The organism is Candidatus Puniceispirillum marinum IMCC1322 (assembly GCF_000024465.1).
Classification (GTDB): domain Bacteria; phylum Pseudomonadota; class Alphaproteobacteria; order Puniceispirillales; family Puniceispirillaceae; genus Puniceispirillum; species Puniceispirillum marinum.
This window is the reverse complement of the sequence record NC_014010.1, coordinates 1,769,506-1,783,758: the sequence shown is the minus strand read 5'-3', so window position 1 is coordinate 1,783,758 and position 14,253 is coordinate 1,769,506. Positions and strand designations below refer to the sequence as shown.

Annotated in this window: 13 protein-coding genes; 3 read left to right on the top strand and 10 right to left on the bottom strand. The window is 52.7% G+C overall.

Annotated features, from left to right (window positions below):
- Complete coding sequence (locus SAR116_RS08330) at nt 1–609, bottom strand: thymidine kinase (RefSeq protein ID WP_013046482.1); 609 nt, start codon at nt 607–609, stop codon at nt 1–3.
- A gap of 412 nt (nt 610–1,021) precedes the next feature.
- Between SAR116_RS08330 and upp the strand changes: the two genes are divergently transcribed.
- Complete coding sequence (gene upp / locus SAR116_RS08325; RefSeq protein ID WP_013046481.1) at nt 1,022–1,651, top strand: uracil phosphoribosyltransferase; 630 nt, start codon at nt 1,022–1,024, stop codon at nt 1,649–1,651.
- Nucleotides 1,652–1,932: 281 nt separating this feature from the next.
- On the opposite strand, the gene cdd is transcribed toward upp, so the two are convergent.
- The 7 genes from cdd to SAR116_RS08290 all read right to left on the bottom strand — a co-directional run bounded on the left by cdd (nt 1,933) and on the right by SAR116_RS08290 (nt 9,025).
- On the bottom strand, nt 1,933–2,355 hold the full coding sequence (cdd, locus tag SAR116_RS08320) for a cytidine deaminase (protein ID WP_013046480.1): 423 nt from the start codon (nt 2,353–2,355) through the stop codon (nt 1,933–1,935).
- Nucleotides 2,356–3,333 (bottom strand): ABC transporter permease, encoded by a 978-nt coding sequence (locus SAR116_RS08315; protein WP_013046479.1) that lies wholly within the window; start codon nt 3,331–3,333, stop codon nt 2,356–2,358. It lies immediately after the preceding gene.
- Nucleotides 3,323–4,462, bottom strand: a complete 1,140-nt coding sequence (locus SAR116_RS08310) for an ABC transporter permease (protein ID WP_013046478.1) — start codon at nt 4,460–4,462, stop codon at nt 3,323–3,325. Before SAR116_RS08310 ends, SAR116_RS08315 begins: the two co-directional genes overlap by 11 nt.
- Nucleotides 4,459–6,108 carry an ABC transporter ATP-binding protein gene (locus SAR116_RS08305; RefSeq protein WP_013046477.1) on the bottom strand — a complete coding sequence of 550 codons (1,650 nt, stop codon included), beginning with the start codon at nt 6,106–6,108 and terminating at the stop codon, nt 4,459–4,461. The genes SAR116_RS08310 and SAR116_RS08305 overlap by 4 nt, the downstream gene beginning before the upstream one ends.
- 20 nt (nt 6,109–6,128) lie before the next feature.
- Nucleotides 6,129–7,124: a BMP family lipoprotein gene (locus SAR116_RS08300; protein ID WP_013046476.1), complete on the bottom strand. Its 996-nt coding sequence runs from the start codon at nt 7,122–7,124 to the stop codon at nt 6,129–6,131.
- Nucleotides 7,125–7,209: 85 nt separating this feature from the next.
- A complete protein-coding gene (locus SAR116_RS08295) occupies nt 7,210–8,040 on the bottom strand; it encodes an isopenicillin N synthase family dioxygenase (RefSeq protein ID WP_013046475.1) in 831 nt (276 codons plus the stop codon).
- Nucleotides 8,041–8,080: 40 nt separating this feature from the next.
- A complete protein-coding gene (locus SAR116_RS08290) occupies nt 8,081–9,025 on the bottom strand; it encodes a nucleoside hydrolase (protein ID WP_148212279.1) in 945 nt (314 codons plus the stop codon).
- Nucleotides 9,026–9,220: 195 nt separating this feature from the next.
- Here SAR116_RS08290 and nth point away from each other — a divergent pair, with 195 nt between their 5' ends.
- Nucleotides 9,221–9,865 (top strand): endonuclease III, encoded by a 645-nt coding sequence (gene nth, locus SAR116_RS08285; protein ID WP_013046473.1) that lies wholly within the window; start codon nt 9,221–9,223, stop codon nt 9,863–9,865.
- A gap of 32 nt (nt 9,866–9,897) precedes the next feature.
- Here the strand turns inward: nth and SAR116_RS08280 are convergent, their stop codons facing one another.
- Nucleotides 9,898–10,644, bottom strand: a complete 747-nt coding sequence (locus SAR116_RS08280) for a hypothetical protein (protein WP_013046472.1) — start codon at nt 10,642–10,644, stop codon at nt 9,898–9,900.
- Nucleotides 10,645–10,848: 204 nt separating this feature from the next.
- On the opposite strand from SAR116_RS08280, the gene SAR116_RS08275 reads away from it, so the two are divergent.
- A complete protein-coding gene (locus tag SAR116_RS08275; protein ID WP_013046471.1) occupies nt 10,849–11,832 on the top strand; it encodes an adenosine kinase in 984 nt (327 codons plus the stop codon).
- A gap of 26 nt (nt 11,833–11,858) precedes the next feature.
- Here SAR116_RS08275 and SAR116_RS08270 read toward each other — a convergent pair whose 3' ends face one another.
- The gene (locus tag SAR116_RS08270) at nt 11,859–14,123 is read right to left on the bottom strand and encodes an NADP-dependent malic enzyme (RefSeq protein WP_238531138.1); all 2,265 of its coding nucleotides are present in this window, start codon (nt 14,121–14,123) and stop codon (nt 11,859–11,861) included.
- Nucleotides 14,124–14,253 lie beyond the last annotated feature (130 nt).

The window sequence follows — 14,253 nt, the reverse complement described above, 5'->3', positions numbered from 1 at the left end:
TCAGTCAGACTCGGCGACTTTTGCCATCGCCGCTTTCCAGTGCCTGCGGCATAGCGAGACATATTTATCATTACCGCCAATTTCGATCTGTGCACCATCAGTGATCGGCTTGCCATCAGCATCCTGACGCACGACCATCGTGGCTTTGCGCCCGCAATGGCATATCGTGCGGATTTCACGCAACACATCGGCAATCGCCAGCAAGGTGGCACTGCCGTCGAAAAGCTGTCCCTGAAAATCAGTGCGCAGGCCGTAACACATGACCGGAATGCCAAGCTCATCGGCAATCGCACTTAATTGCCAGACCTGGGCAATGGTCAGAAATTGTGCTTCGTCAACCATGATACAGGCGATGTCGCTATCACGGGACAGCTCTGTGGCAAGAGCGAAAATATCGGTGCTATCATCGAACATTTCGGCGTCGGCCTGTAAGCCAATGCGCGAGCCAATCTTGCCTTTGCCATCCTCGCCTTGGCCAATCCGGTCATCAAGGCGCGCGGTCAGAAGCACGGTGTTCATGCCGCGTTCTTTATAATTATGCGAAGCCTGTAACAGGATCGTCGATTTGCCCGCATTCATCGCCGAATAAGAAAAATATAACTTTGCCATATGACCTGTGTACCCTGTTATTCTAACGCTGTAAGAAGCTTGATGCTTATTTATATCCACGATCATCTTATCAATCTGCGCTGTGCTTCGATTGGATGATGCTTATTTATTTCCGCGATCATCTTATCAATCTGCGCTGTGCTTCGATTGGATGATGCTTATTTATTTCCGCGATCATCTTGCGGCTTTCGTTTCACTACAGCCGGATGATGCTTATTTATTTCCGCGATCATCTTGCGGCTTTCGTTTCACTACAGCCGGATGATGCTTTTGTGAATGGTAAATGCAGACAGCCAAGGCTAAGATAGTGCATCACGCGCCGTCTGCATTCATGGATGAGTGAACGGTTTGTTTTATACTGTATAACGTGCTGTCGATTATAGCGGCACTATCCATGACGAAAAGGGTTTTTATGACGAATAATCTGCATATTCTGGAACATCCGCTGGCCACACATAAATTGGCAATCCTGCGCGATAAAGATACACCATCGGCTTTGTTCCGCACAACGCTGGCAGAATTATCATGGCTGCTGGCCTATCCGGCCTTTGCCGCGCTGACACTAACGCCGCGGCAGATCGAAACACCGCTTGAGCCCATGATGACCGCCAGCCTAGCGGATCCAGCGCCGTGTCTGGTGTCGATTTTACGCGCAGGCAATGGGCTGGTTGATGGTTTCAGTCAGCTATGCCCCGAAGCCAGTATCGCGCATCTGGGTCTGTATCGCGATGAAGATACATTGCAGCCTGTGTCCTATTACACATCGGTACCGCACGATATCGCCACGCGGCAGGTTATTCTGGCCGATCCGATGCTGGCCACTGGCGGTAGTGCGATTCTGGGTATGCAAAAGCTGGTCGAAATGGGCGTTAAGGATATTGTCTTTGCCTGTCTGGTGGCGTCGCCCGAAGGTGTGGCGGCCGTACATGATGCGTTTCCGGATCTGCCGATTTTCACCGCCTGTCTGGATCGCGAGCTGAATGAAAAGGGCTATATCCTGCCCGGGCTTGGCGATGCGGGCGACCGTATCTATGGCACCTGAGGTGATAGGCCGGATGATGGGGTGATGCTTAGTAATATGTCGCATCATCTCACGACCTTGCGGTCGGATGATGCTTGAGCGATCATCTTTCGGCCTTCGTTGCTCTCAGGCCGGATGATGGGGTGTTTTGCGCGATCATCTTTCGGCCTTCGTTGCTCTCAGGCCGGATGATGCTTATATAACCCGCGATCATCTTTCGGCCTTCGTTGCTCTCAGGCCGGATGATGCTTATATAACCCGCGATCATCTTTCGGCCTTCGTTGCTCTCAGGCCGGATGATGCTAGTTCAAATTTGCGGGGCCAAAGCTGTGCGGCAACAGATCAGCCAGCGTAAAGCGTTGCTGCTCGCCAACGGGACTGGCGATGATGATGACTGTATCCGGCGCGGCAAATTCGCGAATCCGCTGGCGACAGCCACCACATGGCGTGCAGAGGATATCAACCGCATCCGTTCCCCCTGCCACCGCGATACGTTTAATTTGAGTGCCACCCGCATTGACCATCATGGCAATCGCCGACGTTTCAGCACAAATACCATTCGGATAGGCCGCATTTTCAACATTCGCCCCGCAATGGATCTGCCCGTTTTCATCAAGAAGTGCCGCGCCTACGGCAAAATTAGAATAGGGCGCATAGGCACGCGTCATGGCATCAATGGCCGCGGTGATCAGCGTGCTGTCAGAGATAGGGTTGTGATCGCTCATCTAGCGTTCCTTTATATAGGGCTGGCCAATGGCGCGTGGCGGCACCGCCCGCCCGACAAGCCCTGCCAGCAGGATGACTGTCATCAAATAAGGCATCGCCAGAATCAATTCGACGGGTGCAGCGCCAATAAATGGCAATTCAACGCCTTGCAAGCGGGCGGCAATCGCCTCGAGAAAGCCAAATAGCAGACAGGCAAGCAAGGCCCCGCGTGGTTGCCATTTGCCAAAGATCATCGCTGCCAAAGCGATATAGCCTTTGCCGGCAGTCATCTCACGCACAAAGCCACTGCCATGCGCGGTCGATAGATAGGCCCCCGCGATGCCGCATAAGATACCCGCGATGATCACCGCTTTATAGCGCAGCAGACTGACCGAAATGCCAGCACTATCAACCGCTTCGGGCTTTTCGCCAACAGCGCGTAACCGTAGGCCAAAGCGGGTGTTCCAGAGAACATAGGAGGTGAAAATCACCGCCAGAAAGCCAACCCAGACAAGGATATTATGCCCCGAAATCAGCTCGCGATAGATTGTTCCGATAAAGGGAATCTGGCTGACCAGATCGACAAAGGGCAGTTCGGTCGGTGCAAAACGATCGGCGCGTGCCAGATTCGGTGTCTGGCCGCCCTGGCGAAACATAGCGATGCCGACAGTGACAGTCAGACCCGATGCCAGAATATTGATCGCCAGACCGGAAATGACCTGATTGCCGCGATGCGTGATACAGGCAAATCCATGAATGATCGAAAACACAACCGATACGGTGATGCCTGCCAGCAAGCCCAGCATTGGTGAATGCATCAGGCTGGCGGTGGCGGCGGCGGTAAAGGCCGATAGCAGCATCTTGCCTTCAAGCGAAATATCGATGATGCCGGCGCGTTCGGAAAAAATACCCGCCATCGCACAGAGAATCAGTGGAGTGGCCACCCGCAAGGTCGCATCAAGTGCCAGAATAAACTGTAACCACAGATCAGTTCCCATGCGCCACCTCCGTTTTGCCGCCCGCAGTCAGCTTTGAAAATAGCCGTTGCAGAGGTTTCTGGAACATAAAGGATAAAGCACCCGAAAACAGAATAATCAGACCCTGAATCATCAGCACCATTTCACGGGTGATGGTCGAAAATTCAAAATCAAGCTCGGCACCGCCTTGATATAGCGCGCCAAATAACAGGCTCGCCAGAACAATGCCAAAAGGATGATTGCGCCCCATCAAAGCCACCGCAATTCCGGTAAAGCCATAACCCGAAGTGAAGTTCAGAATCACCCGATGTTGCACCCCCAGAATTTCGTTTATCGCCATCAAACCTGCCAGCCCGCCCGAAATGGCCATCGTGATGATGATAATGCGTTCGATCGAAATGCCTGCATATTGCGCGGCTTGCGGACTTTGGCCAACAGCGCGGATCGCATAGCCAAGTCGTGACCGCCAGATCAGCACCCAGACACCAACACAGGCCAATAAGGCAATGACAAAGGACAGATTCAATGGTGATCGTGCCACGTTGAAGCCAAGTCCCTGTAGGATTTCATGAATCATCGGCAAGCTAGCCGCGTCTGTGAAAGCGCGTGTTTCGGGCGACATCTGGCCACCTGATTTGAGCATCCCCGCCAGCAACGACACCATGATCGATGCGGCCAGAAAATTGAACATGATTGTGGTAATCACAATATGACTGCCGCGTTTGGCCTGCAGATAGCCCGGGATCACCCCCCATATTGCCCCAAAAGCCGCCGATGCCATGATCGCCAGCGGGATTAACAGGATGGCAGGCATAAAGCTGTCCATCCATAGACAGATCAGACCCGCACCAAGGCCGCCAAGATAGGCCTGTCCCTCGCCGCCAATATTGAACAGCATGGCATGAAAGGCCACCGCCACCGCGAGACCAGTGAAAATGAAATTGGTGGCATAATATAAAGTGTAACCAAGACTGCCATCATAGACAAAAGCCCCTTTGACCATTACCAGCATCGCCACAAAGGGATTTTCGCCAATCAAGGCGACGACAATGCCCGAAACAAATAAGGCGACCAGCACATTGATGACAGGAATCAGGCCAATATCAACCCAGCGCGGCAATGGTTTTTGTGGGGGTTTTTGCACAGTCATGATGGCTGTCCTGTCTTGCTGGCGGGATTAGTATCCGGCGCATTATCCGGGGCGATACCCGCCATCATCATGCCAAGGGTTCTTTCATCAGCATCAGCACGCGCCACTTCGCCAACGATACTGCCATTATTCATCACCAGAATGCGGTCAGACAGGCTCATAATTTCTTCGAGTTCAACCGATACCAGCAAAATGCAACAGCCCCGGTTACGCAATTCGATCAGCTGTTGATGGATAAATTCAATCGCGCCAATATCAACGCCGCGTGTTGGCTGGCCAACAAGCAACAAGCTAGGCTCGGTAGAAATTTCGCGCGCCAGAACCAGTTTCTGCTGATTGCCACCAGAAAAATTGGCACTGATATAGTCAGGATCAGGGGGGCGCACGTCAAAGGCCTGCATGCGCGTGGCACAATGCGCGGCCAGTTTCTGTGGATCAAGCCACCAGCTATCACCAAGATCATGATCGCTGCGATTGTTAGCTATATGCGCGTCCCTATGATCACCCCTATTCTCACTGTGACCCAGAAGCATTGATTCGGCGGCGGAAAAATTCAGCACAATGCCGCGCCGGTGCCGGTCTTCGGGCACATGCGCAATGCCCAGGTCACGCAAGGACGCTGGCCCTAGCGGATGTGCTGCATCAATCTGTTGACCGGCAAAGGTAAAGCTGCCGGACTGTGGTGGCCGGATGCCAGCCAGAATATCAAGCAGTTCGGACTGACCATTTCCAGACACACCTGCAATACCGATGATTTCGCCACTGCGTAATGTAAAGGACACGTCGTCTAGCTGTGTTTCACCTGAATCACCAGCACAAGACAGATGGTTGGCGGTCAGCAAAATGTCGCCAGGCGTGGCGGCGGTATGATTGACATCAAGTAGAACCTTGCGGCCAACCATCAATTCAGCCAGCGTCGCCGGAGTGACTGATGCGGTATCAAGATGTGCCACCATCTGCCCCTGTCGCATGACCGAGACGGTGTCAGTGATCGCCATGATTTCACGCAATTTATGCGTGATGAATAGAATGGTGACGCCCTGGTCGCGCAAGGCATTCAGAATCTCGAATAGCTGATCGGTTTCCTGTGGCGTCAAGACCCCCGTTGGCTCATCAAGAATCAGAATACGGGCACCACGAAACAGGGCTTTGAGAATCTCAACACGCTGTTGCAAGCCAACAGGCAAGTCTTCGATCAGACTGTCGGGATCAACCGCAAGGCCGTATGTATCGGATAATGTCTGTAGTTCGGCGCGTGCGTGGATGGCGGCTTTGTCAAGCTGGGCATAGCCTTCATGCCCCAGCATAATATTTTCAAGCACGGTGAAATTGGGCACCAGCATGAAATGCTGATGCACCATGCCGATTCCATTGGCAATGGCGGCAGCCGAACTGCCGATATTAACCAGATTGCCATCAATCGAAATACGGCCTGAATCGGCGCGGTAAAATCCGTAAAGGATGCTGACGAGGGTTGATTTGCCGGCGCCATTTTCGCCAATAATGCCGTGGATATGCCCCTGCTTTACGGCCAAATTGACCTTTTCATTGGCGCGCACGGTGCCAAAGGCCTTGGAAATATCGCTAAGTTCAACAGCCAGCGGTGAGATATGCTCACCGCTGGGGTTTTTGTTAGATTGTGTCATATCAGCTGTGACAGCTTGTCCTAGTAAGGGCAGCTTTCGTCACTTGTATAATCATGCACGGTCACGGCACCGCCGATGATGTCGGCTTTGGCTTTTTCGACAGCCGCTTTCATGTCAGCCGTCACCAATGATGCGTTATTGTCATCCAATGCCCAGTCAACGCCACCTTCGGCCAGACCAAGGGTCACGACGCCAGAGGTGAATTTGCCCGCTTTTGCATCGCGGAATGTTTCATAGGCGGCGACGTCAACGCGCTTTAGCATTGAGGTCAGAACGCTACCTGGTGCTATGCCATTCTGGTTTGAATCGACGCCAATTGCCAGCTTGCCAGCATCGGCTGCGGCCTGAATAACACCGCCACCGGTGCCACCAGCCGCATGATAAACAACGTCAGCACCACGATCGATCTGTGACTGGGTTAATTCAGCGCCCTTGGCCGGATCGTTCCAGGCAGACGGGGTTGAACCAGTCATGTTCTGATAGACTTCGGCACTATTGCTGACTGATTTGACACCGCCAACATAGCCACAGGCAAATTTACGGATCAATGGAATATCCATACCGCCGATAAAGCCAACTTTGTTGGTCTGTGACGCCTTGGCGGCGGCAACACCTACGATGTAGCTTCCCTCATGTTCCTTGAACACATATTGGCGCAGGTTTGGCGCATCAAGCCAGCCCACATCGATGATCGAGAACTGACGATCCGGATATTCGGCGGCCACTTTTGAAATCGCATCGGCCTGGGCAAAGCCAACACCAAGAATTACAGTGGCACCACGTTCGGCCATACGGCGCATGGCCTGTTCACGCTGGGTTTCGTTGGTGACTTCGAATTCCATCACTTCAACACCTGATTCGGCGGTGAATTTCTGGACGCCATTCCACACACCTTCATTGAAGGATTTATCGAATTTGCCACCCATGTCATAGATGACAGCAGGTTTGAAGTCAGCGGCAAAGGCAGTTGTACTCATAGTGAGGGCGATCGCCGCCCCGAAAAATTTATTCAACATTTATATCTCCCTAGTCCCTTAAAATGATAGTCACTTATTAACACCAGCCTGACTTCAGGCCGATTTCTTACGTCAGGCCAATGTCTTACTTCAGCCCGATTTCTTTTAGGCGTTGTTGCAGATAATCATCTGCTGTCATGCCAGGCTGTAATAATACATCGGATCGCGGATGCAAAAACATGGGCATAGAATAACGCGATTGATTGGCATGTACATCAGGATTTATCACCCGATGCGTTGTTGATGGATAATAATTGCCACTGGCCATGGCCAGCATGTCGCCATTATTGATCGTTATCATCCCCGGATCGCATGCAATGTCATGCCAAACACCCGCCGCATCGCGCGCCTGCAGACCCGGTTTTGATCCCGATAATAGCAATGTAATCAGATTTATATCTTCATGCGCGGCGGCGCGGATGGCATTCGGTTCAGGCGCAACAACTGGCGGATAATGCAGAATCCGCAATAGGCTTTCCTGGCTTTCAGACATCATTTCGTCAAGCGGCATGGTAAAGGTCGCGGCAATGTCTGGCGGCGTCTGTGCCTGAATCCAACTTAATAATTCGGTGCCAAGTGCCACCAGTTCACGATAAATGGCGCGGGTTTCATCCTCGAGCCCATCGGGAACTGGCGAGTCGGGATAGATATGAAAAAACTCTTTCAGATCCTTGATTGGCGAATCCTTGGCATTTTCCGAACGGAATGGAAAAAAACCGTCATGGCGCGGCGGCTGGACGGTGAATTCATGTTTGGCGTCACCCGCAAAAAAATCACCCCAGCGATCATAGAGGCGGGCCAGACGGTCAGGTGCAATAGGGTGGTTGGCGAGTACGGCGAAGCCGGTATCGCGCAAGGAGCGTTGTAGCGCAATCGCCGCATCTTCAGCCTGATAATCAACGGTTTCAATAAGCATTTTCGTTCCACCCTGTCTTATTATGATCTGTTGACGTGACCTAACGTCGGCTATCTCGTGCCTTGTCGGCATTGGCGACAAGCTCGATAAATTTGTCCCGCACCGCCGCGCCATTGACCTGCATGGCCACCTGCACCTGAGGGCGGCTGGTATCTTCAACGGGCAAGGTACGACCAATTTCATCGCCACCACATATTACTTTAAGTGCCATGCGCTCAAAGTCAAAATAATCAGGGTCGGTGATCGCCAGAACCGCCGACGGGTCGTGCATGAAACATGAACGGGTGCCGGTTTTGTTTTCGTGAAAGTCGAAATAGAATTGCGTCGCCGCATCCAGAAAGCCGCCAATAGCTGGAGCCTGTTCGGCAAGCGTGGCAAAATCGGCAGGCGTGCATTGCGCTTTTTCAGTCACATCAAGCCCGACCATGGTTACCGGCCAGCTGGCGGCGAAAACACATTCGGCGGCATCCGGATCGTTCCAGATATTGGCTTCAGCCACGTTGCTAACATTGCCATGCGGGGCTGCCGAGCCGCCCATGACCACAACCGCCTTGACGTTATCAACAATCGCCGGATCATGATCAAGCGCGGCTGCCAGATTGGTCAGAGGCCCAACAGCGCAGATGATGATCTCGCCAGGATGGGCGGCGCAGGTCTCGCATAGATAGCGTGCCGCCGGCTGGCTGATGGCTGTGCCTTGCGGGGTGATCGGTGCCACATTACCAAAACCTTCGCCGCCATGGACAAAATCGGCTGGCGGCTCAGGCGGGCGCCGACGCGGCACAAGCGCGCCTTGGCTGACTACGGTTTCATAATGCGCCATTTCGGCAAGCACCAAGGCATTGCGCGTGGCATTATCAATCGTGACATTGCCAAAAATGGTGGTCAGGCCCAGCACGTCAAGCCGTGGATCGGCAAAGGCCATATGAATGGCCATGGCATCATCAATACCGGGATCGGTATCAATAATAATTTTCTGTATCATCTTCTGGCGCATGAAAAGAACTCATCATATGAACGGATGCGTCATATATTAGATGACGCTTGGGATTAGGCGAAGCTTGGCGAATGCCTTTTTTCACTTTACGCTTGGGTTGCTGTTTGTTTCAAGATGGCCAGTAAAAATAGTTGGGCAAATTGGTAGATTGCAGACACCGTTAAAGGTCAAATAGAGGATAAAATGCCGCAAAAAATGCGCCTTGATGATATGGCACGCTGTTTTGAACGATTGTCCAAACGCCAGCCAGACCCCCAAACCGAACTCGAATTCAGCGATCCTTTTACCTTGCTGGTGGCGGTCGTGCTATCGGCACAAGCCACTGATGTCGGGGTGAATAAAGCCACCAAAGGGCTATTTGCCGCGGCAAACACCCCCGATCAGATGGTCGCGCTGGGGGTTGCGGGGATCAGTTATCATATTCGCACGATTGGCCTGTTTAACACCAAAGCCAAAAATGTGTTCCGCCTGTCTGAATTGCTGATTACGCGGCATAATGGACGCGTGCCGGAAGATCGCGCGGCGCTGGAGGCGTTGCCCGGGGTTGGTCGCAAAACCGCAAATGTGGTGCTGAATGAAGCTTTTGGATATCCGACGATTGCCGTTGATACGCATATTTTCCGGGTGTCAAACCGCACCCGCATGGCGCCTGGCAAGACCGTCGATATTGTTGAAAAGGAATTATTGCGGCGGGTGCCCGAAACATGGAAAAAGGGCGCGCATCACTGGCTGATCCTGCATGGGCGCTATGTGTGCAAAGCGCGCAAGCCGGATTGCGCTGCCTGTGAAATTGCTGATCTATGCCTGTTTCCAAGCAAGACGGCCTGAGTCCTGTGAAGCAAATATAGGCTGGCTTCGGATTAGCCGCTATGTGGCATCATCCGGTCTTTTGCCAAAGCACGACGGCAGATCAATTCATTGGCGGTCGCGCCAAGTGTGGTTGCCCGGTAGGCCCAGTCGCGTACCGCATAGCGGCCATCGGCATTCAGGCTGTTATCGGGCGTCAGGAAAAAATCAAACACACAGCGATCAAGTCGATATTGCCATATTTTGACCACGCCTTCGGTGCGGATGATATCAGCCGCGCCAAGCACAGATAACAGCACCGTATCGGGCTTTGACAACACCGTATGCGGCTTGAATTCGGCTGGTGGCGGTGGTGGTGGCGTAGGCGTAGGCGCAGGAATGACGATTTCTGGTGCGATTTCTGGTGCGATTTCCGGTGTGTCAGGATTTTCGCTGTCTGTTTTGTCATCGCCCATATTGTCATCGCCCATATTGTCATCGCCCATATTGTCATCGTTAGTAGATTGAAGCGGGGCGGTGGCGATTGTGGTGGTGGTTTCCGGCGCGCTGTCAGTATCATCTTGCGTATCGACTGGGGTGACATTTTGGGCATCATCTTGGGTTGTGGTCACAATAAGATCAGGCGCGCTGTCATCGGTGGCGGCTGTTGTTATCGTCTGACTGCTTGCGGTGGTGTTTGCTGGGGTGCCGTTTGTGGCAAGGTTCTGCGGCTGACAGGCGGACATAAGCCCAGTAACAGCAATAAGCGGGATCACGGATATTGTGGCAAAAGGCAAGCTAAACAGACGCGGCAAATACATTAATAAAGTCCCTTGGCCGAAAGGCAGTGATAAGCTGTATATAAGCCGAACACGGTTCGGATTGCACGTTGAATATATGTTCCAAGCTTATCTCATGGTTCATTTAGCCTTGTCTATCAGATATCGCTTGCTTATGTTCCTTTTGCCCTGCAGATCGTGATATCGGCAGGCACGTTTTCAAACGGGTACGCAATTAGGGTTAATATGTCAGATAAAAGTTTGGATGTGCTTACCATCGGTAACGCAATTGTCGATGTCTTTGCGACCTGTGAGGATGCGTTTCTGGACACGCATGGCATTGGCCGCGGGATGATGAATTTGGTCGATGAAACGCGCTCGGCAACATTATATGCGGCGCTTGACGCGCCCACCGAAATTTCCGGCGGTTCGGCGGCGAATACCGCGGTTGGTGTTGCGGCTTTTGGGGGCCAGGCTGGCTTTGCTGGGCGGGTGCGTGATGATGTGCTTGGCCGCAGCTTTATTCGCGATATTGCCGCCGCCAATGTGCGCTTTGCCAACCCACCACACCAGCAAGGATCGGCCACCGCGTCATCAATCATTCTGGTTACGCCTGATGCGGCGCGGTCGATGAATACCTATCTTGGTGCCTGTATCGAGGTGGAGCCTGCCGATCTGATTGAAGCTGAAATTGCCGCATCAAAAATCATCTATCTGGAAGGCTATCTGTTTGATGCGCCGCATGGCCCAGCGATTTTTGCCCGTGCAGCCGAACTGGCGGTAAAGCATGATGCCAAGATTTCGCTGTCATTATCTGATCCGTGGTGCGCCGAACGGCATCGGGACGCGCTTATTACCTTTATCACCGATCATGTCGATATCCTGTTTGCCAATGAAGATGAAGCGGTAAGCCTGTGTGAGAAACCAATCGATAACACGATTGCCGATTTGCTGGGGATGGTTGCGGAATTGATCGTGACCCGCGGGGCCAAAGGGGCCTTTTATGGCACAAGTGACGAACAGTATGAGATTGCCGCCATGCCACAAGGGACGGTTATCGATACAACGGGTGCTGGCGATCTGTTTGCGGCTGGCTATCTCTATGGCCGCACAAATGGCCATTCGATCGAGATGTCGGGAAAGCTGGCAAGCCTTGCTGCTGGTGAAGTGATCGTTCATATTGGCGCACGGCCACAAATGGATCTGCAGGCACTGGCCGCCACACTCTAGGCACGGCCTGTCAGGATGATTTCGGGTTAGCGCAAGGTCTCGTAAGCGGCAAGGGCGGCGGCCTGAACGATGTCATGTGCCGAATCACTCATGCTGATGATCTGGAACGGATATTCACCACCAAGCAACATGGGCCCGATGATTGAACCTTCGGCAATCTGTTGAATCAGCTTGAATGAAATATTCGCCGAATGCAGACCTGGCATGACCAGAATATTGGCAGGACCAGATAGGCTGCAGAACGGATAGCGTGATTTCATCAAGTCAAAATCAAGCGCCACATCAGCACTCATTTCGCCATCAAACTCAAAAGACACCTTGCGGGCTTTGAGAACCTCGACAGCACGACGCGATTCGGCGGCAATTGCGGATTCAGGACTGCCAAAATTGGTGAAAGACAAAATCGCCACGCGCGGCTTATGCCCCATCTGCTTTGCCTTGGCCGCCATCGCTTCGGCGATATTGGCCATTTCTTCGCCGCTTGGCCGTTCGGTCACCGACACATCGCCAACAAAAATCGTCCGACCACGAGACACAATCATCGAGGCGGCCATGAACTGGCTGTTTTTGGCAACATCGATAACGCGTGTCACATGTTCAAAGCTGGGTTTGAAAGAGCGTGTCAAGCCGGTGACCATCGTATCGGCATGACCCATGCTGACCATACAGGCGGCAAAGACATTACGGTCTAGATTGACCATGCGCTGACAGTCGCGTTTCAGCGATCCCTTGCGCTGAAGTTTCTCATATAGAAAGTCGATATAGTCTTCATTGTGGTCGGAAATCTTGGCATTGGTGATCGGGATATCTTCGGCACCTTCAAGACCAAGGCGGGCAATGGTTTCCTTGACCCGATGTTCGCGCGCCACCAGAATCGGGTGGCCGTAACCCGCATTGCGGAATGACAGCGCGGCACGAATGACCTTTTCCTCTTCGCCTTCGGCAAAGACAACGGTTTTTTTCTTGGCGCTGATGCGGTCATAGATGGTCTGCAAGGTCGAGGCGGTGGGATCAAGCCGTGCCGAGAGATCGCGGCGATAAGCATCAAGATCAGCAATTGGCCGCCGCGCCACACCGGTTTTCATGGCCATCTCGGCCACTGCCGCGGAAACGGATGAAATAAGCCGCGGATCAAAAGGCGCCGGAATGATATAATCTTCACCATATGACAAGGTCTGGCCATCATAGGCGTCGGCGACGGAATCCGGCACATCTTCGCGTGCCAGCATGGCAATCGCATTGGCGGCGGCGATTTTCATCTCGTCATTGATCTTGCTGGCGCGCACATCAAGGGCACCACGGAAAATATAGGGGAAACCAAGCACGTTATTGACCTGATTCGGAAAGTCAGACCGGCCGGTGGCGATAATGGCATCAGGGCGTACCGCTTTGGCCTCATCAGGCATGATTTCGGGCACCGGATTGGCCATCGCAAAGATAATCGGACGGTCGGCCATTTTGGTGACCATCGATGTGGTCAGGGCACCTGCCGCCGATAGCCCCAGAAACACATCAGCCCCAACCAGCGCATCTTCAAGCGTGCGCGCTTCGGTTTCAACAGCATGAGCCGATTTCCACTGATTCATTGAGGCTTCACGGCCTTTATAGACCGGGCCGGAACGGTCACAGATAATGACATTTTGATGCGGTACACCCATGGTTTTCATCAATTCGACACAGGCAATCGATGCCGCACCAGCGCCATTGCTGACGATCTTGATATTTTTCATATCGCGTCCGGTTAGATGGAGCGCGTTGATCAGACCCGCGGCGGCGATAATGGCGGTACCATGCTGGTCATCGTGAAACACTGGAATATCCATACGTTCGCGGAGCTGTTGTTCGATGATGAAACATTCAGGCGCTTTGATATCTTCGAGATTGATGCCGCCAAAGCTGGGCCCAAGCAAGGCCACGGCATTGACAAATTTATCCGTGTCGCTGGTATCCAGCTCAAGATCGATACCGTCAATATCAGCAAATTTCTTGAACAGAACAGCTTTGCCTTCCATCACCGGCTTGGCAGCAGCAGCACCGATATTACCAAGTCCCAGAACCGCAGTGCCATTAGAAATAACAGCGACAAGATTACCCTTGGCGGTATAGTCATAGGCACTATCAACATTTTCGGCGATCGCCAGACAAGGCGCGGCAACGCCCGGCGAATAGGCCAGTGACAGATCACGCTGACTTGTCAGCGGTTTGGTCGCGGCGATTTCGAGCTTTCCAGGGCGTCCCTTAGAATGAAAAAGGAGCGCTTCTTTATCAAGGTTTTTGCTTTTTGAGGTCATGGATTTTCTCTGGGACATGATATCTTGTCGATTGAAAAAAGATGCTATTTTGGTGACTATAGGCGTGATAGATAGTTTTTCATAATCATTTTGGGACACAAAGAGCAAAGCCCCCTTGTCCTGTTTCGGG

Excerpts from the sequence above, each read along its gene's own strand:
- SAR116_RS08310 (WP_013046478.1), bottom strand. The coding sequence starts at position 4,462 with ATGACTGTGCAAAAACCCCCACAAAAACCATTGCCGCGCTGGGTTGAT.
- SAR116_RS08305 (WP_013046477.1), bottom strand. The coding sequence starts at position 6,108 with ATGACACAATCTAACAAAAACCCCAGCGGTGAGCATATCTCACCGCTG.
- cdd (WP_013046480.1), bottom strand. The coding sequence starts at position 2,355 with ATGAGCGATCACAACCCTATCTCTGACAGCACGCTGATCACCGCGGCC.
- upp (WP_013046481.1), top strand. The coding sequence starts at position 1,022 with ATGACGAATAATCTGCATATTCTGGAACATCCGCTGGCCACACATAAA.
- SAR116_RS08270 (WP_238531138.1), bottom strand. The coding sequence starts at position 14,123 with ATGACCTCAAAAAGCAAAAACCTTGATAAAGAAGCGCTCCTTTTTCAT.
- SAR116_RS08275 (WP_013046471.1), top strand. The coding sequence starts at position 10,849 with ATGTCAGATAAAAGTTTGGATGTGCTTACCATCGGTAACGCAATTGTC.
- nth (WP_013046473.1), top strand. The coding sequence starts at position 9,221 with ATGCCGCAAAAAATGCGCCTTGATGATATGGCACGCTGTTTTGAACGA.
- SAR116_RS08295 (WP_013046475.1), bottom strand. The coding sequence starts at position 8,040 with ATGCTTATTGAAACCGTTGATTATCAGGCTGAAGATGCGGCGATTGCG.
- SAR116_RS08330 (WP_013046482.1), bottom strand. The coding sequence starts at position 609 with ATGGCAAAGTTATATTTTTCTTATTCGGCGATGAATGCGGGCAAATCG.
- SAR116_RS08315 (WP_013046479.1), bottom strand. The coding sequence starts at position 3,333 with ATGGGAACTGATCTGTGGTTACAGTTTATTCTGGCACTTGATGCGACC.
- SAR116_RS08280 (WP_013046472.1), bottom strand. The coding sequence starts at position 10,644 with ATGTATTTGCCGCGTCTGTTTAGCTTGCCTTTTGCCACAATATCCGTG.
- SAR116_RS08300 (WP_013046476.1), bottom strand. The coding sequence starts at position 7,124 with ATGTTGAATAAATTTTTCGGGGCGGCGATCGCCCTCACTATGAGTACA.
- SAR116_RS08290 (WP_148212279.1), bottom strand. The coding sequence starts at position 9,025 with ATGATACAGAAAATTATTATTGATACCGATCCCGGTATTGATGATGCC.